Annotated in this window: 20 protein-coding genes and 1 pseudogene; 16 read left to right on the plus strand and 5 right to left on the minus strand. The window is 35.3% G+C overall.

The window, feature by feature from the left end; genetic code table 11:
• Nucleotides 1–584: 584 nt before the first annotated feature.
• A complete protein-coding gene (locus LRP84_RS14375) occupies nt 585–1,799 on the plus strand; it encodes a substrate-binding domain-containing protein (RefSeq protein WP_230575710.1) in 1,215 nt (404 codons plus the stop codon).
• A 251-nt stretch (nt 1,800–2,050) separates the two neighbouring features.
• Here the strand turns inward: LRP84_RS14375 and LRP84_RS14380 are convergent, their stop codons facing one another.
• The gene (locus tag LRP84_RS14380; protein ID WP_230575711.1) at nt 2,051–2,194 is read right to left on the minus strand and encodes a hypothetical protein; all 144 of its coding nucleotides are present in this window, start codon (nt 2,192–2,194) and stop codon (nt 2,051–2,053) included.
• 56 nt (nt 2,195–2,250) lie between these two features.
• Between LRP84_RS14380 and tnpB the strand changes: the two genes are divergently transcribed.
• The 12 genes from tnpB (at nt 2,251) to LRP84_RS14440 (ending at nt 14,757) form a co-directional block, all read left to right on the plus strand.
• Nucleotides 2,251–3,405, plus strand: coding sequence for an IS200/IS605 family element RNA-guided endonuclease TnpB (gene tnpB, locus LRP84_RS14385; RefSeq protein WP_230575712.1), 1,155 nt, complete (start codon nt 2,251–2,253; stop codon nt 3,403–3,405).
• An 80-nt stretch (nt 3,406–3,485) separates the two neighbouring features.
• Nucleotides 3,486–4,259, plus strand: coding sequence for an ABC transporter ATP-binding protein (locus tag LRP84_RS14390; RefSeq protein ID WP_230575713.1), 774 nt, complete (start codon nt 3,486–3,488; stop codon nt 4,257–4,259).
• Entirely contained in the window at nt 4,237–4,941 is a 705-nt protein-coding gene (locus LRP84_RS14395) for a branched-chain amino acid ABC transporter ATP-binding protein (protein ID WP_230575714.1), read from the plus strand. The genes LRP84_RS14390 and LRP84_RS14395 overlap by 23 nt, the downstream gene beginning before the upstream one ends.
• A gap of 25 nt (nt 4,942–4,966) precedes the next feature.
• Complete coding sequence (locus tag LRP84_RS14400; RefSeq protein ID WP_230575715.1) at nt 4,967–5,827, plus strand: branched-chain amino acid ABC transporter permease; 861 nt, start codon at nt 4,967–4,969, stop codon at nt 5,825–5,827.
• Between the two features lie 7 nt (nt 5,828–5,834).
• Nucleotides 5,835–6,836 carry a branched-chain amino acid ABC transporter permease gene (locus LRP84_RS14405; RefSeq protein WP_437438787.1) on the plus strand — a complete coding sequence of 334 codons (1,002 nt, stop codon included), beginning with the start codon at nt 5,835–5,837 and terminating at the stop codon, nt 6,834–6,836.
• 157 nt (nt 6,837–6,993) lie between these two features.
• Nucleotides 6,994–7,713, plus strand: coding sequence for a 3-ketoacyl-ACP reductase (locus LRP84_RS14410; RefSeq protein WP_230575716.1), 720 nt, complete (start codon nt 6,994–6,996; stop codon nt 7,711–7,713).
• 293 nt (nt 7,714–8,006) lie between these two features.
• Nucleotides 8,007–8,954 (plus strand): DNA-binding transcriptional repressor DeoR, encoded by a 948-nt coding sequence (gene deoR / locus LRP84_RS14415; RefSeq protein ID WP_230575717.1) that lies wholly within the window; start codon nt 8,007–8,009, stop codon nt 8,952–8,954.
• A gap of 199 nt (nt 8,955–9,153) precedes the next feature.
• Entirely contained in the window at nt 9,154–9,825 is a 672-nt protein-coding gene (gene deoC, locus LRP84_RS14420) for a deoxyribose-phosphate aldolase (protein ID WP_230575718.1), read from the plus strand.
• 113 nt (nt 9,826–9,938) lie between these two features.
• A complete protein-coding gene (locus LRP84_RS14425) occupies nt 9,939–11,120 on the plus strand; it encodes a NupC/NupG family nucleoside CNT transporter (protein ID WP_230575719.1) in 1,182 nt (393 codons plus the stop codon).
• A gap of 54 nt (nt 11,121–11,174) precedes the next feature.
• Nucleotides 11,175–12,476: a pyrimidine-nucleoside phosphorylase gene (locus tag LRP84_RS14430; RefSeq protein ID WP_230575720.1), complete on the plus strand. Its 1,302-nt coding sequence runs from the start codon at nt 11,175–11,177 to the stop codon at nt 12,474–12,476.
• 39 nt (nt 12,477–12,515) lie between these two features.
• Nucleotides 12,516–12,911, plus strand: coding sequence for a cytidine deaminase (locus LRP84_RS14435; protein WP_230575721.1), 396 nt, complete (start codon nt 12,516–12,518; stop codon nt 12,909–12,911).
• A gap of 370 nt (nt 12,912–13,281) precedes the next feature.
• Nucleotides 13,282–14,757 carry a protein adenylyltransferase SelO gene (locus LRP84_RS14440; RefSeq protein WP_230575722.1) on the plus strand — a complete coding sequence of 492 codons (1,476 nt, stop codon included), beginning with the start codon at nt 13,282–13,284 and terminating at the stop codon, nt 14,755–14,757.
• A 455-nt stretch (nt 14,758–15,212) separates the two neighbouring features.
• Here LRP84_RS14440 and LRP84_RS14445 read toward each other — a convergent pair whose 3' ends face one another.
• The 3 genes from LRP84_RS14445 to LRP84_RS14455 form a co-directional block, all read right to left on the minus strand.
• Nucleotides 15,213–16,442: a DUF438 domain-containing protein gene (locus LRP84_RS14445; RefSeq protein ID WP_230575736.1), complete on the minus strand. Its 1,230-nt coding sequence runs from the start codon at nt 16,440–16,442 to the stop codon at nt 15,213–15,215.
• A gap of 12 nt (nt 16,443–16,454) precedes the next feature.
• Complete coding sequence (locus tag LRP84_RS14450) at nt 16,455–16,682, minus strand: DUF1858 domain-containing protein (protein ID WP_230575723.1); 228 nt, start codon at nt 16,680–16,682, stop codon at nt 16,455–16,457.
• Between the two features lie 98 nt (nt 16,683–16,780).
• The gene (locus tag LRP84_RS14455; protein WP_230575724.1) at nt 16,781–17,470 is read right to left on the minus strand and encodes a Crp/Fnr family transcriptional regulator; all 690 of its coding nucleotides are present in this window, start codon (nt 17,468–17,470) and stop codon (nt 16,781–16,783) included.
• Nucleotides 17,471–17,630: 160 nt separating this feature from the next.
• Between LRP84_RS14455 and LRP84_RS14460 the strand changes: the two are divergent.
• Nucleotides 17,631–17,759: pseudogene (locus LRP84_RS14460) on the plus strand (radical SAM/SPASM domain-containing protein); the annotation flags it as partial.
• Between the two features lie 171 nt (nt 17,760–17,930).
• Here the strand turns inward: LRP84_RS14460 and ric are convergent.
• A complete protein-coding gene (gene ric, locus LRP84_RS14465) occupies nt 17,931–18,638 on the minus strand; it encodes an iron-sulfur cluster repair di-iron protein (protein WP_230575725.1) in 708 nt (235 codons plus the stop codon).
• A gap of 334 nt (nt 18,639–18,972) precedes the next feature.
• On the opposite strand from ric, the gene topB reads away from it, so the two are divergent.
• Nucleotides 18,973–21,117, plus strand: coding sequence for a DNA topoisomerase III (topB, locus tag LRP84_RS14470; RefSeq protein ID WP_230575726.1), 2,145 nt, complete (start codon nt 18,973–18,975; stop codon nt 21,115–21,117).
• 192 nt (nt 21,118–21,309) lie between these two features.
• On the plus strand, nt 21,310–21,438 hold the full coding sequence (locus tag LRP84_RS22465) for a hypothetical protein (protein WP_302850598.1): 129 nt from the start codon (nt 21,310–21,312) through the stop codon (nt 21,436–21,438).
• Nucleotides 21,439–21,458 lie beyond the last annotated feature (20 nt).

Consider the following 21,458-nt stretch of genomic DNA (forward strand, 5'->3'; position numbering starts at 1 on the left):
TTTATGAAAACTTTTTTTTAGCCGAATATACGAACCAGTTTACCTGTGGGCTATATTCATTCTTGGACATATGGTGGCACAATTCGCAGATGCTACCTTTACTAAATAGTTATTTCACAATCTGGCCCTTTAACGGAATAACATGACTGGCGTTTTTAAACATTTTTATTGTAAATATAACGATTTTATTTGTAATTAAACAATTTTATTGTTACTCAACAAATTAATTGAAACAGAGGTAGATTAAGACTTAAAAAATACTAATTTCCTGTAAGTGTTTTAAAAGATAAAAAACAACTGTTTACGGTATAAAAATAGTGCTATTACCAAGAGGGATTTTTTTACTTCCCCTTAGGATAGCACTACACTACATTAACATAGCCTTAATTTAAGAAATGAATATGTTATTAGTAAATATTTACAAATAAACTGGAAGGGATTTGGGGAAAGTTAGAGAAATTAGAGGTACTTCAAGAAAATTTATTTCATTGTAGCGGTTGATATTGAAAAGTGTCATTATTACGGATAGTTCACCTCAGTGTATTCAATTCTCTAAGAAGATAAATGATAGGGGAGGAATCATGATGTCAGTGAAAAAACGTAAGTGGCTAAAAATGGTGTGCACAAGTTGTATACTTGGTTCATTGTTCGTATCAGTTGGGTGCTCTGGAAAAAAAGCAAGTACAAGTAATGAGGATACAGTTAAGGTAGGTGTTCTTGCTTCATTAACTGGACCGCTTGAATCGTATGGCAAACAAACAGTAAATGGATTTGAGCTCGGTCTAGATTATGCAACAGGTGGAACAGGAAAAGTGGAAGGGAAAAAGATTAAGTTTGTTGTAGAAGATACGGAAACAAAAGCAGATGTAGCTGTTAAGAAGGCTACGAAACTATTAGAAGAAGAGAAAGTAGACTTTTTAGTAGGTTCATCTAGTTCAAGTGATACGTTAGCAGTTTTACCATTAGCTGAAGAATATGAAAAAATAATGGTTGTTGAGCCAGCTGTAGCAGATAGTATTACAGGGAAGAACTGGAATAAATATATTTTTAGAACGGGACGAAATTCATCTCAAGATGCAATTGCTGGTGCAGCATCAATTGCTAAGAAAGATGTGAAGATTGCTACGCTAGCTCAAGACAATGCATTCGGAAGAGAAGGGATTGCGGCATTTAAAGATGCAGCAAAGAAGTTAGGCGCAAACATTGTAAATGAGCAATATGCTGATGCGAATTCTACTGATTTTACGGCAAATATACAAAATATTATAAGCTCAAAACCAGATTATTTATTTATTGTTTGGGCAGGTGCAAATTCACCATGGAAGCAATTGAAAGATATGAATGTGGAGCAGCAAGGTATTAAAATTTCAACGGGTGCACCTGATATTCCAGCGTTAAAAACGATGGATGCGTTAGTTGGCATGCAAGGATTTTCAGTGTATTATCATACGCTTCCAAAAAATAAAGTGAATGATTGGTTAGTAGAAGAACATAAAAAACGATTTAACGGTGCTGTTCCAGACTTGTTTACAGCTGGTGGGATGTCAGCCGCTATTTCAATCGTTGAAGCCTTAAAGAAAACGAAAGGTGATACTGATGCTGATACACTCATTAAAAAGATGGAAGGAATGGAATTTGAAACACCAAAAGGAACAATGAAATTCCGTGCGAAAGATCATCAAGCTTTACAAACGCTTTATTCGATTACGTTGAAAAAACAAGATGGGGTTGATTATCCTGTTCCAATTTTAGAGCGGGAGTTAAAAATGACAGAAATAGAACCACCAATTCGTAATTAATAATCTGAAAAATCGAAATATTTATTTTATATTACAATGAACATCAAGGTGTTTTTCTCGATATTCAGAAAAAAACAAAAACGAAAGGTGGGGACTAGTGATTAATAGGGAATGAAGAAAACTCCCAATGATAAAAATTTCACTTTATCGTTTTAGTCAAGAAGACTCCCACCTCAAGGAACGTGAAGGGCATAGCCTAGTGAGTAGGTGGGAAATGAATTGGCTTCAGATAGGGCGTGGCATAAGCCATGTTAACTATCTGACTTTTCGAGTGCTACTTGTAATAAATGAAAAATAGTTTGGGTACGAGTACCGAACCCCTTTTCTTCTTTGTATTTGTCTACTCGTTCCAATAATCCTTTTGGAACGAGTAGTACAACAGATACCTTTTCCATTGAAGTCAGCTCTTCCAAAATAACTTAGACATCAAAAAAAGGGGGTGAAAAATCAAATGATAATAAATAAGGCATATAAATTTCGAATGTACCCAAACAAAGAACAAGAAATCTTAATCGCTAAGACGATTGGTTGTTCTCGCTTCGTATTCAATCGCTTTTTGGCACGTTGGAATGACACATACAAAGAAACAGGTAAAGGATTGACATATAATTCTTGTTCAGCGGAACTAACACAACTAAAAAAGGAATTCGTATGGCTGAAAGAGGTAGATAGCATTTCCTTGCAAGCTACACTTAAGGGCCTTGCTGATGCATTCACTCGTTTTTTCAAAAAACAAAATGATGCACCTCGCTTTAAGTCTAAAAAGAATAAGGTTCAATCCTATACAACAAAATACACAAACGGAAATATTGCGGTTGTAGGCAACAAAATAAAATTACCGAAACTTGGCTTTGTTCGTATTGCAAAATCAAGAGAAGTAGAAGGGCGTATTTTAAACGCTACCGTTAGACGCAATCCAAGTGGGAAATACTTTGTTTCGATTCTTGTTGAAACAGAAGTGCAACCATTAGAAAAAACAGGTTCTTCTGTTGGTGTTGATGTTGGATTAAAAAATTTTGCTATTTTGAGTACAGGAGAAGTATTCTCTAATCCAAAATGGTTTCGTAAGCTTGAAGAAAAATTAGCGAACGTACAATGTATCCTTTCCAAGCGTGTGAATGGTTCTTCGAATTGGAATAAGCAACGTATCAAGGTCGCTCGTATTCACGAACGAATTACCAACGCAAGAACAGACTACTTGCAAAAAATCTCTACTGAAATTGTCAAAAACCACGACATCATTGGTATTGAAGATTTGCAAGTATCGAACATGTTAAAAAATCACAAGTTAGCAAAAGCGATTAGTGAAGTATCTTGGGCGCAATTCAGAATAATGTTGGAATACAAAGCGAAATGGTATGGAAAAGAAGTAGTTACTGTATCTAAAATATTTGCTAGTTCTCAACTGTGTTCGTGTTGTGGCTATCAAAACAAAGACGTTAAAAATCTGAACCTTCGTGAGTGGGATTACCCTTCTTGTGGCATACATCACGATAGGGATATTAACGTAGGACAAAATCTTAAAAACGAAGCCATAAGACTTCTAACCGTAGGAACTACGGGGCTAGCCTACTACGAACACCAAAGGATACTTTGGTGTTCGTAGGAATCTCCCACTTCAAGCAACCCGTAAGGATATTAAGTGGGGGGAGTTCAAAAAGGAATCCTTTGTGAGGAGGACATAGTGTGGAGAAATTGTTAGAGACTCGCGATCTTTGTGTCTCGTTTGGAGAACATCATGTTATTAAAGATGTAAATTTGATAATACCAAAAGGAAAGTTTATTTCCATTATCGGGCCAAATGGAGCAGGGAAAACCACCCTTTTTAATTTGTTAAGTGGTCAACTTTCTCCGACCAAAGGAGAGATTTATTTTAAGGAACGTGACATTACAAAGTTATCGATTCCAGATCGAACGCGTCTTGGTATGGGACGTTCTTTTCAGCTTACAAACATTTTTCCAGAATTAACGGTTCTTGAAAATGTTCGGCTTGGTGTACAGTCTTATGCGAAAGATTATTATAGTTTCTTCCCGCGCCCATCTCAGTATAAGCAGCAACAAGAAGAAGCACGCCATTTACTCGAGGTTGTGTTGCTGAATGAAAAGGAAGAAGTACTTGCAAAAGATTTAGCTCACGGAGAAAAGCGAAAATTGGAACTTGCAATGCTTTTAGCACTTAAAACAGATATGTTGTTGTTGGATGAACCGACAGCGGGTATTTCTATTGAAGAAGTTCCTGCTATTCTCCAAGTCATTGAAAATATAAAAGATGATCGTGAAAATACGATTGTGTTAATTGAGCACAAAATGGATATGGTTCTTCATTTATCTGATCATCTCGTTGTGTTATTTCAGGGGGAGTTATTAGCTGAAGGGTTACCAGAAGATATTATGAAGGATGAGTGTGTGCAAACTGCATATTTAGGAGGATTATATAGTGACACTATTAAAAGTGGATAATATAGAAACGTATTTAGATCAGTTTCATATTTTACAAGGTGTTTCTTTTGGGGTGGAGGAAGGAACCATTACAGTCTTATTTGGAAGAAATGGAGCAGGGAAAACGACAACGCTGCGTTCTATTATGGGGTTTCATACCATTTCTAACGGAGCGGTTTATTTTGGCGACGAGAAAGTAAATGGGCTATCAACACATATGATTTCTCGAAAAGGTATAGGGTATGTGCCGGAAAATCAAGGGATATTTTACGACTTAACGGTTGAAGAAACGTTTGCACTTGCTCAAACGAAAAAAAATGAAGAAACAGATGAAAAAGTGGATTGGATGTTGAATCTCTTTCCAGATTTAAAACAATTTTGGCATAAAAAGAGTGGATTGTTAAGTGGAGGTCAAAAACAAATGCTCGCTATCGCAAGAGCTTACATTAACAGTGAAGGCCTACTGCTTATTGATGAGCCTAGTAAAGGCTTGTCACCAATCATGATTGAGAAGTTGATAGTCTCAATTTTAAAAATGAAGGAAAAAACAACTGTTTTACTTGTCGAACAAAACTTTATGATGGCCAGTCAAATTGGCGATTATTTTTACATTATGGACAATGGGAAAATTGTACATAATGGTCCGATGAGTGAACTGAAAGAAGATAAGGAAACATGTCATAAATATTTAGGGATTTCTTAACCTTGATATGGGTGAGGTGAAAAACGTGGATGTGTTTGTTAATTTATTTGTAAATGGTGTCTCGACAGGTGTACTTATTTTCTTATTAGCATCTGGCTTAACACTTATTTTCGGTTTAATGAGTGTTCTTAATTTTGCTCATGGCGGGCTATTTGCATGGGGCGCTTTTACTGGGGTGTGGTTGTTTAATGTAACAGGTAGTTATATGTTTGCATTATTTGGTGCTATTGTGATGGGCATGTTTCTTGGTTGGATATTAGAAAGATTCCTAATCCGCCCTGTTTATGGAAATCATGTTCGTCAGCTTTTGGTTACACTTGGTGGTATGCTCGTGCTTAGTGAATGTATAAAAGTATTTTGGGGGCCGAATCCGATAGGAGCTAAGTTACCGAAGTGGTTACAAGGAAGTTTTACATTTGACGGCATCATATTAATTAAGTATCGCTTATTTGTTATTTTAATCGGCTTATTGGTTTACATTGGATTTGTATTATTACTTAGAAAAACGAAAATTGGGCTTATGATTCGTGCTGGAGTAATGGATAAAGAGATGGTTCAAGCGCTTGGAATTAATGTGAAAGCTATCTTTTCTTTCGTATTTTTATTAGGAGCTGGAATGGCGGCGTTAGGTGGTTTTCTTCTCGCACCTTATTCGGGGGTTATTTTTGCAGAAATGGGGATGCAGTATGCTATTTTAGCTTTTATCGTTGTAATCATTGGTGGATTAGGTAGTGTACAAGGTTCTGTAATCGCATCCTTAATTGTTGGCTTGGCAGGAGCTTTTACAGCGTATTATCTTCCAGATTTATCGCTTGCAATAAACATGTTGATGCTGTTATTCGTCTTATTAGTTAAGCCAACAGGACTTGTTGGTGAAAAGGGGTGAGATTGTTATGACCACATCATCTAATCGGGCTAGCATATATTTTGGGGGTGCAATTCTTTTCTGTTTCATGATATTTCCTTTTATAAACGATTCAAGGAGCATGTTAATCTTGTTTACACAAATTTTCATTTTCGCGATATTCGCAATGAGTTTTGATATTCTATTAGGCTATACGGGAATTGTGTCGTTTGGACATTGTATGTTCTTTGGAATTGGTGCTTATTGTGTCGCACTCCTATTAGATCGACAAGAGGCAACAATATCGAGTTTTTTTATTGGGATTATATTAGCAGTCACTTTATCAGCGGTCATTAGTTATATAGTTGGTATGCTTTCCTTACGATTAAAAAGTCACTTTTATGCGATGCTAACACTAGCCATTTCTCAATTATTCTTTGTGCTAGCTGAAAAATGGCGAACCGTCACGCATGGGGGGGATGGTTTTACGTTCCGTGTACCTGATATATTTCGAGATCGTTTCACATTTTACTATATTACATTAATAAGTCTAGTGATCATTTTTTTATTACTGCAACTGTTTACGAAATCTTCAATTGGAAACGTATTAAAAGCGATTTCGCAAAATGAACAACGTGTGGAAGCACTTGGTTATAAAATTCTTCACTATAAAGTAATTGCGAGTGTTGTAGCTGGAGTTGTAGCATCTGTGAGCGGTGGATTATTTGTTATTACACTTCGCTTTGTAAATACGACCGTTTTCTCAATTGACATGACGCTGAATGCTTTATTAATGACGACAATCGGTGGCATTGGGACATTAGTAGGAGCGATAATAGGGGCAGGAATGATTGAATCTTTGAAATACTATTTGTCAGAGCTTGCTGCGCATTACCCAATTTTTGAACGATGGACGATTTTTCTTGGTTTATTGTATATCATCGTCTTATTAGGTCTTCCAACAGGTATGTTAGGAACAGTTAGGAAACTGGTGAACTGGAAACAGTATAAGAAAAAAGAGAAGAAGGAGCAAATTGAGCATAGTGCTTAATACGCTAGAAAATGGCTTTTTACCTGATAATGAATCTAATAGTTACTTATGGGTAACCTACGCACATTAAAGTGCAGTATTGTACTTTAAATAATATATAGATAAAATTCATGATATAAAGAAATTAGCAATTTAGAATGAATAAGGAGTGTTATATTTGGCAGAATTAATACAAGGAAAAAATGCATTAATTACAGGAGCTGGAAGAGGGATTGGCCGTGCCGTAGCAATTGCTTTAGCAAAAGAAGGCGTGAATGTAGGACTTTTAGCACGTTCAGAAGAAAATTTAAAAGCTGTTGCAAAAGAAGTTGAGGCAGAAGGCGTGAAAGCTGTAATTGCTACTGCTGATGTATCTTCATATGAAGAAGTAAGTGAAGCAATTGAAACCTTAAAAAATGGCTTAGGTTCTATTGATATTTTAATTAACAATGCCGGAATTTCTAAATTTGGCAATTTCCTAGAACTAGATGTTGCAGAATGGGAAAAAATCATTCAAGTGAACTTAATAGGCGTATATTATGTAACGCGTGCTGCGTTACCAGGAATGATTGAGCAGCAATCCGGTGATATTATTAATATTTCATCAACAGCTGGACAAAAGGGAGCACCAGTAACAAGCGCGTACAGTGCTTCTAAATTTGGTGTTCTTGGTTTAACAGAATCGTTAGCGCTAGAAGTACGTAAACATAATATTCGTGTTACAGCATTAACACCAAGTACAGTTGCAACAGATATGGCAGTAGAATTAGGTTTGACAGATGGTAATCCAGATAGAGTTATGCAGGCTGAAGATATTGCTGAATTTATTGTAGCGCAGCTGAAATTAAATAAACGTACATTCATTAAATCTGCTGGATTATGGTCTACAAATCCGTAAGAGAATGGATGCTTGAATTAGCAACAAAGATAGCTGTTCTGAAAAAGAACAGCTATCTTTTTTTTAGGTGTAATCCTAGCACATAGTTTCTTAATCACGATAGAAATGTTCATCTTGTTGAATCTCATTCCGACATGTCACTTCATCAACAGACAAACGTAATGAGGTAACTAAGAAAAAATGTTTTTGTGAAATACGTTTATTTCCAATTCACATAGTCGAATTTTCTAACATGAAATGTTATGATGCCATTAAGGTACAATAAGTTTGGAAGGGGTATAGAAATAACGAATATGGATAAAGAAAAACAACAATTAAGCGTTGAAGTTGCAAGGTTATACTACCAATCTGATTATAGTCAACAAGAGATTGCAAATAAATTGAATATCTCAAGGCCGACTATCTCAAGATTGTTAAAATATGCAAAAGAAAAAGGATTTGTTCAAATTAAAATAGCTGATCCATTTGCTGATTTAGATAATGTGGGAAACCTACTTAAAGAAAAATATAATTTATTAGAGGCGCATGTCGTATTTTCTCCAGTACCAGAATATACGGCCATTACGGAGTATATTAGTAAGTATGCTGCTGAGTATATGGAAAAGACTGTTACAAATGGTGATGTTGTTGGTGTGAGTTGGGGAACGACGATGTATGAAGTCGCTAGAAAAATTGTCCCGCAGCATGTGAAAGGGGTAGAAGTTGTCCAATTAAAAGGAGGTATTAGTCATTCAAGTGTAAATACATATGCGAATGAAACAATTGCCTTGTTTGCGGACGCCTTTCAAACAACACCGCGAAACCTACCGCTTCCAGTTATATTTGATAATGCAGTTACAAAAGAATTAGTAGAGCAGGATAGGCATATTCATCATATTGTTGAGATGGGAAAACAAGCTAATATTGCCATTTTCACAGTTGGAACTGTTAGAGATGAGGCGTTATTATTTCGACTAGGTTACTTGAATGAACAAGAAATGAGCTTATTGAAAGAACAAGCTGTTGGGGACATTTGTTCTCGTTTCTTCAATAGAGACGGTAATATTTGCAGTGAGGAAATTAATCAGCGCACAATTGGTATTGATTTAGAAGAGTTGCGTTTAAAGAAGCGTTCTGTTCTTGTTGCAGGAGGTTCTAGAAAAGTAAAGGCAATTGATGGTGCGTTAAGAGGTGGATATGCGAATGTGTTGATTATCGATCAGCATACCGCCAAAGAGCTGCTAAATTATCAAAAAGATTAAGAACAGGAGGATCTCTCAAAATGATTCATTTGAGAGATCTTTTTATTTTAAGTTATATCCAATAACGAATAAAAGCTAGAGATTGTAAGTAGAGCAATCCTTTTTTTATAGAATCATGAACGAAATTTCAAAAGCGTGTTTACATTTGTTCAAAGAGGAGTTAGAATGAAGTTGTTAAAAGATATGAGGAGTGAAAAAAATGAACATTGCAAAGTTAATTGATCATACAGTTTTGAAACCGAATACTACCAAAGAAGATGTTATGAAAGTCTTAGAAGAAGCAAAGAAATATAATTTCGCTTCTGTTTGTATTAATCCTACATGGGTAAAATTAGCTGCTGAAGAATTAGCAGGGCATGATGTGGATGTTTGTACAGTAATCGGATTCCCTTTAGGTGCAAATACAACTGAGACAAAAGTATTTGAAACAAAAGATGTAATTGCAAAAGGTGCAACTGAAGTAGACATGGTAATCAATGTTGGTGCTTTAAAAGATGGAGATAATGAATTCGTTGAAAACGATATTCGTGAAGTTGTACAAGCTGCAAAAGGAAAAGCACTTGTAAAAGTTATCATTGAAACTTGTTTATTAACAGATGAAGAAAAAGTTCGTGCTTGTGAATTATCTGTAAAAGCTGGTGCTGATTTTGTAAAAACTTCAACTGGATTCTCAACTGGCGGCGCAACTGCTGAAGATATCGCATTAATGCGCAACACTGTTGGAGAAAACGTTGGTGTGAAGGCATCAGGTGGCGTTCGTACACGTGAAGATGCAGAAAAAATGATTGAAGCTGGCGCTTCTAGAATCGGTGCAAGTGCTAGTGTTGCAATTGTATTAAATGATACAAACGGCGTTTCAGATAACTATTAATTCATAAAAAGTTGTAAGCAATAGATATACGAATTGTTGAAAAAACATGGTGTATCTATTGCTTTAACATTTTAACAATATGTAAGCGGATACCGAAAAGGAGGGAGAATTTCATGAAGTACTTAATAGGTATTATAGGACTTGTAATGATTTTAGGCATTGCATGGCTTGCTAGTAATAATAGAAGAAAAGTCAAATATCGTCCTATTATAACGATGATTATATTACAGTTCATTCTAGGTTTTGTACTATTAAATACAAGTGCAGGAAACGTACTAATAACTGGAATCGCAGATGGATTTGGACAATTGTTAAAGTACGCAGCTGATGGTGTTAATTTTGTATTTGGTGGTTTGGCGAATCAAAAAGAGTTTTCATTCTTTTTAGGAGTATTAATGCCGATTATTTTTATATCAGTATTAATCGGTATTTTACAGCACATTAAGGTATTGCCGTTTATTGTGAAATATATCGGTTTAGCTTTAAGTAAAATAAATGGAATGGGGAAACTTGAATCGTATAATGCTGTAGCTTCAGCGATTTTAGGACAGTCAGAAGTATTTATTTCGGTTAAGAAACAGTTAGGTTTATTAAGTGAAAAAAGATTATATACACTGTGTGCTTCTGCAATGTCGACGGTGTCCATGTCTATAGTGGGATCATATATGGTGTTATTAAAGCCAGAATATGTTGTAACCGCTTTAGTGCTGAACTTGTTTGGTGGGTTTATTATTGCCTCTATTATTAACCCTTATGAGGTTACGGAAGAAGAAGATATTTTAGAAGTACAAGAGGAAGAGAAAAAGACCTTTTTTGAAGTATTAGGGGAATATATAGTAGATGGTTTTAAAGTTGCTATTACAGTAGCTGCTATGCTAATTGGATTTGTTGCTTTAATCACTTTTGTTAATGCCATTTTTAAAGGAGTAATTGGTATCTCATTCCAAGAGATTCTTGGTTATGTATTTGCACCATTTGCATTTATTATGGGGGTTCCTTGGCATGAAGCTGTTAATGCCGGTAATATTATGGCGACGAAACTTGTATCAAATGAGTTTGTAGCTATGACAAATTTAGCACAAGGAAACTTTAATTTTTCAGGAAGAACGACTGCTATCATATCGGTGTTCCTAGTTTCATTCGCAAACTTCTCTTCAATCGGAATTATCGCTGGAGCTGTTAAAAGTTTACATGAAAAACAAGGAAATGTGGTAGCAAGATTTGGTTTGAAACTGCTTTTCGGAGCAACTTTAGTAAGCTTTTTATCCGCAACAATAGTTGGATTAATATATTAAGAGTTTAATAAGTTTACCCTTTACAAAATAAAATAAGAAGGATTGGTGATTAGGATGAGAATGGTAGATATTATTGCAAAAAAACGTGATGGTAAAGAACTAACAACAGAGGAAATTCAATTTTTTATTAAAGGATATACAGATGGATCAATCCCTGATTATCAAGTAAGTGCACTAGCAATGGCTATCTTTTTCCAAGATATGTCTGATCGTGAACGTGCTGATTTAACAATGGCTATGGTGAATTCTGGAGAGACAATTGATTTATCAGAGATTGAAGGGGTTAAAGTAGATAAACATTCAACTGGCGGTGTTGGTGATACAACAACATTGGTTTTAGGACCATTAGTAGCTGCTTTAGATGTACCAGTTGCAAAAATGTCTGGACGTGGTCTAGGGCATACAGGTGGTACGATTGATAAATTAGAAGCAGTTGAAGGATTCCATGTTGAGATTACGAAAGAGCAATTTATTGATTTAGTGAATCGTGATAAGGTTGCAGTTATTGGACAAACAGGTAATTTAACACCTGCCGATAAAAAGATATATGCACTACGTGATGTTACCGGAACTGTGAATTCGATTCCATTAATCGCAAGTTCGATTATGAGTAAAAAAATTGCAGCTGGAGCTGATGCAATTGTTCTTGATGTTAAGACAGGAGCAGGAGCATTTATGAAAACAGAAGAGGAGGCGAAAAAATTAGCACATGCAATGGTTCGAATCGGAAATAATGTTGGCCGTCAAACAATGGCTGTTATTTCAGATATGTCACAACCACTTGGCTTTGCGATTGGTAATGCTCTTGAGGTGAAGGAAGCAATTGATACGCTAAAAGGAGAAGGTCCAGAAGACTTAACAGAATTAGTGCTTGTATTAGGAAGCCAAATGGTTGTACTTGGTAAAAAAGCAAATACATTAGAAGAAGCACGTGAAATGTTGAAAGAAGTTATGAAAAATGGAAAAGCGATTGAGAAATTCAAAGAGTTCTTACGTAATCAGGGCGGAGATAGCTCAATTGTAGATCATCCAGAAAAGTTACCACAAGCGAAATATGTGATTGATGTACCAGCTAAAACTTCAGGTGTTGTGTCTAACATTGTTGCAGACGAAATCGGTATTGCTGCGATGCTTCTAGGAGCAGGTCGTGCAACAAAAGAGGATGAAATTGATTTGGCGGTTGGTTTAATGCTACGCAAAAAAGTTGGCGAAGCTGTAAAAGAAGGGGAAGCGCTTGTTACGATCTACGCAAATCGTGAAAATGTGGAAGATGTAAAAGCTAAAATTTATGAAAATATTTCTATATCAGAAAAGGCCGAAGCTCCAACATTAATTCATACTATTATAACTGATTAATGGTTAGTAGAATTGAATGTACTCTAAGGAGGAAATAATATGGATAAACAAAAATATATTGAAGAAGCAACAAAGATGTTGTCAAAAGCTTATATTCCGTATTCGAAATTCCCTGTTGGAGCAGCACTTGTTACGAAAGATGGTAAAATCTATACAGGCTGTAACATAGAAAATGCATCTTACGGTTTATGTAATTGTGCTGAAAGAACGGCAATATTTAAAGCAGTGTCAGAAGGAGAGCGCGATTTCAGTTATTTAGTAATAACAGGTAATACGGATGGACCTATTTCACCATGCGGGGCATGTAGACAAGTCATTGCAGAATTTTGTGATCCGAAAATGCCAGTATTATTGACGAATCAAAAAGGCGATGAAAAAGAAGTAACAGTTGAAAGTTTACTGCCAGGTGGATTTTCAATTGATGATTTGATTTAATAAAAGGTATATTATGTAATTGATAAAATAAAGAAGCTATCTCGAAGGTAAAATAGAGGGATAGCTTCTTTTTTATAAATAACCAGTTCAAATTGAAGTAGTATAGATATACTATATATTCTTCTAATTCTTTTTTATAACAATTAGAAGGGCGTTTATTATTACTTAATATTAAATTCAATAGTTTTCGAATCGACGCAGTACAAAAGTCATAATTTGTTCGGAACCGAAAATGGTATAATAAATTAACCGAAGTAGACACTAAAAGAGGTTACTTTGTATTGATGTAGAAATACATAATTAAAATACCATTTAATTTTTAGAATTTTTGTTTTATGTAAAAAAAGATAAAAGAAGAAACGGTGATACAATGACAAATAAGAAAGAAAGAATAGAAGCAGGATGGAACTTAGATAATAGCTATGCCCGTCTACCGAAATCATTTTTCACCAGCATCAATCCAACACCTGTTCGCTCACCGGAATTGGTTATTCTCAATAATTCGCTGGCAACATCTCTAGGATTGAACATCGAGGAACTAGAAAGTGACGATGGCGTAGCAGTGCTTGCAGGAAACCGTATTCCCGAAGGTGCTTTTCCTCTTGCTCAAGCTTACGCGGGGCATCAATTCGGGCATTTTAACCGGTTAGGAGACGGTCGAGCTCTCCTACTTGGCGAACAAATTACTCCCTCGGGTGAGAGGGTTGATATTCACTTGAAAGGTTCTGGTAGAACACCATACTCTCGCCGGGGGGATGGTCGAGCGGCACTTGGACCGATGCTACGCGAATATATCATCAGCGAAGCAATGCATGCGCTTGGTATTGCTACTACCCGTAGTCTAGCGGTAGTAACGACCGGTGAATCAATCTTTCGCGAAACTGAGCAGCCTGGTGCAATTCTTACCCGTGTGGCTGCAAGTCATTTGCGCGTTGGCACTTTTCAGTACGTTTCCAAATGGGGCACTGTTGAAGATCTTCAAGTCCTAGCTGATTATACAATACAGCGACATTATCCAGACGTTGACGCTGCTGAAAATCGCTATCTTTCCCTGCTTGAGGAAGTGATTAAGCGTCAAGCTCAGTTGATTGCAAAATGGCAACTTGTTGGTTTTATTCATGGGGTGATGAACACCGACAATATGACCATTAGTGGAGAAACCATTGATTATGGTCCTTGTGCCTTCATGGATACTTATGATCCGGAAACGGTATTCAGTTCCATTGATCTTCAAGGTCGCTATGCTTATGGCAATCAGCCGTATATTGGTGGATGGAATCTTGCAAGGCTTGCTGAAACTTTATTACCACTATTGCATAGTGATTATGCAAAATCGATGGAAATGGCTCAAGATGCAATTTTAAATTATAATGAGTTATATCATTCAAACTGGCTCGCTGGAATGAGAGCTAAATTAGGGATATTTAACGAAGAAGTACAGGATAAAGCACTTATTGAAGACCTCCTTACTATCATGGAGAAGTATCGTGCGGACTATACGAATACTTTCCGTGCGTTAACTTTTGATAAGCTGGAGGATATGGCCTTGTTTGAAACTCCAGAATTCAATCAGTGGCATGAGCAGTGGCAGGAAAGACTAGGTAGACAGGAAGAATCAAAAGATTCTTCACATTTATTGATGCGGAAAAACAATCCTGCGGTAATCCCACGGAATCACAGAGTAGAAGAAGCTTTGGAAGCTGCTGTGAAACATGGAGATTACAGCGTGATGGAACGTCTTCTAAATGTCCTTTCAAATCCTTACGCGCACTCCCCAGAACAAGATGATTACGCGACACTACCTGCGCCGTCATCATGTCCTTACCGAACTTTTTGTGGTACATGATATAGAAGTGTTGGGAATGGTTCTTTTTGTTTTTCTATAATCATGTTGAAGCTTTGGGATGGTTTAAAATTCATACAAGGTAATGCTGCTTCTTTAATTGAGGTAGCATTATTTTAGTTTGTCCTTTCTTGTGGTACAAAAAAGGATAGAACAGGCAGCCTCTCTCTGCTTGTATCTATCCTCTTCTTTTCCCTTTATAAAATGTGTAACATTATATATTTATACCGTATAAAATTGAGGTTTGTATCCCTTATTTGATTCTAAATAAAATAATTAAAGTAGTCGTTTTATTTGTAAATGATATATATTTAGGATGAATTTAAATCAATTACTATGTTTTCTAGCACATAATCTAGAAGGGGGAAATGCTACAATAATTAATCATGCGAACTATAAAAAACACTTTACATAGAGTGATATAAAAGAAAAGATAAACGGCTGGTGACACACTCAACTTATGAAAGAATACGTTTTTCTCCCTGGATTTCTTGAATCGGATTAATATTTTGCGTGAATTCAAGGGTACCCATGTATTCTCCATCTTCACTCCGTATAGCAAAATAACGAATGTATACATATTTATCCTGAAATTTAATCCAGAAATCTTCACAATCTTTATTTCCAGATTTAAAGTCTTTTAAGAGCTTTTCAACAATATGAACGCTTTTTGGAGGATGGCAGTTTTGGACTGTTCTGCCGATGACCGCTTTCGTACGGGCGAAAATCCGTTCTTTTCCATGAGAGAAGTAGCGTACAACATCATCCTCGTCAATGAATGTAATATCTACAGGTAAGTGGTTCATTAGTAGCTCTAATTGCTTTAGAGACAACATACCTGTTTCTAAGCGAATGAATCCTTCAGATATGGTTTTTTCTTGTATAGATTTTCTTTCAGGTTTCCATACACTTGTAGGACTTGTTAAGCAATAGCCAATTTCATCACTTTCATGAGCGATTTTAATCCATTCATCTTCTGTAAGGGTTTGAAGAGCCATTGGAAATAAAATATTCTCTTCTTTAAAAATCATTTCACCTACCTCATGAATAACGAAGTAAATCTGAGATAAGACAGCTTTTTTATCTCCATTATAATTTTTTAATTTTTGTTTGACGTCTTTAATAGCATTGCGAATACTGTCATCGACACCCCACATTACTTGCGTTGGTCCATAAATTCCGTATTTCTCTAAATAAGGGAAAAGCAGATTCTCTTTACGGCTGTAATGTTTATCAATATCCATTAATAGATTTAAGTCTTCTATTAGTTTATAGATGTTTTCTTTACTATCTTCTTTTTCGAAACGTTCATAGTGAAGTTGAAGCTTAAAGTTAACATGTATATCGATTTCTTTGTTTTCAAGCTTAAAAGTATGAATTGGATGTCCAGGTTGGTCTTCTGGTTTATCAGACCTATGGATTTCTTCAATGGAACCTTTAAAAATAGCTGTATGCACTGAACATAAACGCTGTACTTCTTCTACTGGAATTCCTTCTTCATCCATGAGTGTCTGTTCAAGTTGGGAGATTTCCGTAACCGTAATATTTCCGACAGCTTCCTCGAATTGAGCTTTTACCTCCGCAACACTTTTCCCGTTATGAAGATTTTTAATAATTTCTTTTAGGATTTCTTGTCGTTCAAACGCATTCATACTTTTATGTTCACGATTGTTAATTATTTCACTTATAAAAATTCTCCTTCATTCTGTAATGTTAAATCCGCTATTTTTAAAAGTTTTTTTAACTGTATCAAACGAAATTCCTCTCATTCGACATCCATTTGGGATGGTCATCACACGACCAGCTGTTTGCAACATTCCAGGTTTTGTTATATGTTCAAAGCCGAGTTCTTTTAAGATAGGGATGATTTCAGGGTATTCAATAGCCAAATCGCAAATTGTTTTCCTAAAATCAATCATTTTTGTCATCATCTTCAACTCGGAAATTATTGATATTAATTCTCAATAACAATGTAACATAGAGAAAATGAGTAGGGTGTGAGGAAAATCACACATGTACTGTTTAATCAGATGATTTCTGCTTTTAATTTGTCTGGAATAATAATGAAACAACCATTTTCATCAATAGCAATTAATTTCTTTCTTTTTAATTGATTAATTGTGCGACTAATCGTTTCTCTTGATGTTCCAATCATATTGGCGAGTTCCCGATTCGTAAACGGGGTCGTTAATGTATATTTGTCATTCATCTGTATACCATTTGATTTACATAAACGGAGTAATAGCATAATAATTTGTTCGTAAGTATCGTGAAGAATCTGTTCTTCTAATCTGTTCTGAAGATCGACAATTTTTTCTCCAAGAACCTTAAACATTTTAATACATAATTCAGGATGCTGAATCAAAATCTTCTCGAAATCAGCGATTGGAGTAACGATCAATTGTGCAGTCTCAAGTATTTCAGCATGTGCTGGGAAGGTACCTTTTTGGAAAAAGCCAGCATGGGGAAACATTTCTCCAGCTTGAAGTACAGAAACAATTTGTTCTTTTCCAGTTACATCTGTTTTTTGAATTTTCACTTTACCGGAGTGGATAAAAAACACGCGATCAAGTGTGTCACCCTGCATAAATACAAATGATTTTGCTTTATAATTTCGTAATTGTGAAATATCTACAATAGGCTGAAGTTCTTCTTCTGAAAGTTCTTTAAAGAGGGGGACTTCTTGTAAATGTTTTTTTATCATTTTCGCCTTCATATATACAACTCCTTAATAATTCTCGTCATATTTTTATAATAAAGTTATATCAATTTCGTAAATAAAGCAGTGATAAAAATCATATTTGTGATAGAACGAATCATTTTTTCAACTTCATAGGAGGAAGCTAAACAAGACAAAGTGAAGCTTTCATCAGTCGGGCTCTTGTGGAGTTTGTGAGTTTCGATATGTTTGTGGAGGGGCTCGTTCTAGAGTTTTTAGTATCACTGGAGATTACATGGAAAGTGAATTTTTCTGTGTGTGTATTCCAAAAGCATTACGAAAATAGAAAAAAATACGTAAAAAATAGAACATGAGCAAAAAGTGCTTATGTTCTATTTTGTTACATTTAAGCGGTATCTATATAAGAATCTTTTTTATTTAAGGTCATAAAATCTATAAGCTCAAAAAATGTTGTTTTTAAACCTTAACTTGATGTCTATAGATTCACCTTTTTTACTTAAGCCTGCGCGATTGCACGCGGGAACAAAATATTATTTTCTAAATGAATGTGTTGAAATAGATCGGATTCAAGAGCTGCAAGTCGTTGATAGACAAGGCGATAAGTACCGCAAGCTCCTTCTGGAGGAGTAAAGTCATTCGTAATGTTACGAAGTTCTTTTATAATATCACCAGCATGGCTATGTTCACTTTCCAACTCTCCCACCACTTTGCGTAATTTCGTATAATTTTCATCAGTTGGATTTTGCTCAAATGCTAAAATCAACGGAAAATCTTCTGTTTCTTCTTTAATTATATGTTGTTCTAATTCTGTTTTTAATTCTTGGAATAGCTTGTGAATTTTAGCTAAATGAGGTTGTTCTGATCCATGAACACGTAAGACTTTTGTCACATATGGACTTAACTGTGGCAATTCTTCATTTAAATAGCGATGATGTTTATTCACAATATAGTCAATTAATTCACTATAAGAGGCGATTTTCCAGTTAATTTCTGTTTCATTTAATAGTTTTGTTTCATAATAAAGAGTATTTAAGTTTGTTATAACCTCTTCTGCTGACAAATTTCTCTCATTAATTGCGTCGATAAGTTGTTTATTACCTCCACAACAAAAATCTATTCTATATGATTTGAAAAGATCGCTTGCTTTCGGGAATTGCGTAACAATGTCACCAATCACAGAAGTCTCAGTAAATACATGTTCCATATGAATGCCTCCATAAAGTTTAAATTTTGTATCTAGATTAAAAATATCAATAAATTTAAATTTATGTAGTGATATACATCACTGATAACTTGTGAATTTCATCATACGTTGTTTGTGTAATAAAGTGATGATGCTTGTACTTATGCTAAAAGTAAGTAGATACATATAATACATTACGTAATTAATCACTATTGTGAAGATATTTCAATTAAGCGTATAATATTAGAGGTCTATAACATATAAAATGGAATTTGAACTGTTGTGGGTTATCCTCATCTGAAAAATAAATAGATATAATTGAAGTGACACAGCAATTTAGATAGGGAGTTATAAAATGAAATTAATATTAGCCGAGAAACCAGATCAAGGTTTAGCGCTCGTTTCTCAATTTAAATATCGACGAAAAGACGGCTATTTGGAAGTGGAAGCAAATGAATTGTTTCCGAATGGTGCTTATTGTACGTGGGCCATTGGTCATTTGACGCAATTATGCAATCCAGAACACTATCATGAAGAGTGGAAAAAATGGTCATTAGATACGTTACCAATGATTCCAGAACGTTTTCAATTTGAAGTAACAAAATCAAAGTATAAGCAATTTAACGTTGTGAAACAGTTGTTACATAACTCGCAAGTGACGGAAATTATTCATGCGGGAGATGCTGGGCGTGAAGGGGAATTAATTGTACGGAATATCATTAATCTTTGTAATGTCCAAAAGCCAATGAAGCGTCTGTGGATTTCTTCTTTAACGAAGCAAGCAATCTATCAAGGATTTAAAAACTTACTTGATGAAGCAGATACAATCAATACGTACTACGAAGCATATACACGATCATGTGCGGACTGGGTCGTTGGGATGAATGCTTCCCGTGTTTTTAGCATTTTACTAAAGAAAAAAGGGATGAATGATGTTTTCTCCGCTGGACGCGTGCAAACACCAACACTTGCATTAATTGTGAAACGTGAGAAAGAAATTGAAAACTTTAAATCAGAGCCTTTTTGGGAAGTGTTCGCAACCTTTAATATAGAAGGAAAGAAATATGAAGGTAAGTGGGAACAAGATAATGAATCTCGCTTAAAAGATCCCAATATGGCAAATAAAATCGCTGCATTTTGTCAAAATAAACCGGCTGAAGTGAAAGGAATGAAAACAGAGCGGAAAGAGTTTCAGCCGCCATTTTTATTTAACTTATCATCCTTACAAGCAACGGCGAATAAAGCATTTAAATTTTCACCGAAAAAGACACTTGATATCACACAAGCGCTATATCAAAAAGGAATTGTTTCTTATCCGCGTTCGGATTCTAACTACGTAACAGAAGGAGAAGCTGAAACGTTTCCTGATATTTTGCAGAAGCTAAGTCAGTTTGAAGATTATAAAGATTTGTTGCCTGCACCAGTTTCTTCTATTATGAATAACAAGCGATATGTGAATGAGAAGAAGGTTACAGATCACTACGCCATTATTCCAACAGAACAAGTAACAAATCCAAGTAAATTATCAGGTGATGAAAGAAAAATTTACGATATGATTGTACGGCGATTAATTGCGGCGCATTATGAAGCTGCGATTTTTGACTACACTACAATTACAACGCTCGTTGATGAACGTGCTGAATTTATTTCAAAAGGAAAACAGCAAATTCAAGAAGGATGGCGTAAAGTCATTTTTCAAGACGAGAAAGATGAAGAAACGATACTTCCTATTGTACAAGAAGGCGAACAGGGAAAAGTTGTAAAAGTGAAAGTGAAAGAAGGAAAAACCCAGCCACCAAAGCGCTATACAGAAGGTCAGCTTATTACGTTAATGAAAACGGCTGGGAAGTATTTAGAGAACGAAGAACTGGAAAAGGTATTAAAAAAGACAGAAGGTTTAGGGACTGAAGCGACGCGTGCAGGCATTATTACAATGTTGAAGGACCGTAAATATATTGATGTGAAGAAAAATCAAGTGTATGCAACCGATAAAGGGAAAGTATTAATTACCGCAATTGGCGATAAAATTTTGGCCTCGCCAGAAATGACAGCAAAGTGGGAGCAGCGCCTTGCCGAAATTGGAGAAGGCACAGCTTCACCAGCAACGTTTATGGAACAAACGAAAAAGCTCTCAGCAAAAATTATTGAAGATGCAATTGAAATGTCTGAGAAATGGGATTTTACAGGTTTACATGTGGAATCTATTGAACGATCCAATTCAAAATTTACAGTCGGTAAAAAAGTAGGACAATGTAAAAAGTGTGATGGAGATGTGATTGATAAATCCACTTTTTATGGATGTTCGAACTATAATACAACGAAATGTGATTTCACAATTTCTAAAAAGATATTAGGAAAAACGATTTCGCAAAAGAATATGAAGAAGTTATTAAAAGGTGAGCAAACGGAACTGATGAAAGGTTTTAAGAAGAACGATAAAACGTTTGATGCGAAGTTAGAATGGAAAGATAATAAGATTAATTTTGTGTTTGAGAAGTGATGAAAGGTGTTACGCTATGTCGTAACACCTTTTTCAATTGAGAACGAAATTAAAAAGGCAGTAAATGAGTAATGAATTTAATTTTAGGGAATAAATACAAAAACAAAATGCTTGAGTTAAAGCTAGTAAAAAAATCAATAGTACTTTATAAAAACGTGGCGCATATTTAATATTTAAAAAAGGACGTGCAGTATGAATAAGGAGAAAAAATACACTGTTGTTGGCACTGATATTGAAGAAGTGAAAGAGTTGAATAAGAAATCTGGTTTAACATATAACGAAGTAAAACAGTTATTAGTGAAACGAATGAAACAAAAGTGAGTATACATGAAGCCACAAAC

It is taken from the genome of Bacillus rhizoplanae (assembly GCF_917563915.1).
Classification (GTDB): Bacteria; Bacillota; Bacilli; order Bacillales; family Bacillaceae_G; genus Bacillus_A; species Bacillus_A rhizoplanae.

Coding starts and splice junctions, on each gene's coding strand:
- LRP84_RS14375 (WP_230575710.1), top strand. CDS start 585: ATGTCAGTGAAAAAACGTAAGTGGCTAAAAATGGTGTGCACAAGTTGT.
- LRP84_RS14380 (WP_230575711.1), bottom strand. CDS start 2,194: ATGGAAAAGGTATCTGTTGTACTACTCGTTCCAAAAGGATTATTGGAA.
- tnpB (WP_230575712.1), top strand. CDS start 2,251: ATGATAATAAATAAGGCATATAAATTTCGAATGTACCCAAACAAAGAA.
- LRP84_RS14405 (WP_437438787.1), top strand. CDS start 5,835: ATGACCACATCATCTAATCGGGCTAGCATATATTTTGGGGGTGCAATT.
- deoR (WP_230575717.1), top strand. CDS start 8,007: ATGGATAAAGAAAAACAACAATTAAGCGTTGAAGTTGCAAGGTTATAC.
- deoC (WP_230575718.1), top strand. CDS start 9,154: ATGAACATTGCAAAGTTAATTGATCATACAGTTTTGAAACCGAATACT.
- LRP84_RS14425 (WP_230575719.1), top strand. CDS start 9,939: ATGAAGTACTTAATAGGTATTATAGGACTTGTAATGATTTTAGGCATT.
- LRP84_RS14430 (WP_230575720.1), top strand. CDS start 11,175: ATGAGAATGGTAGATATTATTGCAAAAAAACGTGATGGTAAAGAACTA.
- LRP84_RS14435 (WP_230575721.1), top strand. CDS start 12,516: ATGGATAAACAAAAATATATTGAAGAAGCAACAAAGATGTTGTCAAAA.
- LRP84_RS14440 (WP_230575722.1), top strand. CDS start 13,282: ATGACAAATAAGAAAGAAAGAATAGAAGCAGGATGGAACTTAGATAAT.
- LRP84_RS14450 (WP_230575723.1), bottom strand. CDS start 16,682: ATGACAAAAATGATTGATTTTAGGAAAACAATTTGCGATTTGGCTATT.
- LRP84_RS14455 (WP_230575724.1), bottom strand. CDS start 17,470: ATGAAGGCGAAAATGATAAAAAAACATTTACAAGAAGTCCCCCTCTTT.
- ric (WP_230575725.1), bottom strand. CDS start 18,638: ATGGAACATGTATTTACTGAGACTTCTGTGATTGGTGACATTGTTACG.
- topB (WP_230575726.1), top strand. CDS start 18,973: ATGAAATTAATATTAGCCGAGAAACCAGATCAAGGTTTAGCGCTCGTT.
- LRP84_RS22465 (WP_302850598.1), top strand. CDS start 21,310: ATGAATAAGGAGAAAAAATACACTGTTGTTGGCACTGATATTGAAGAA.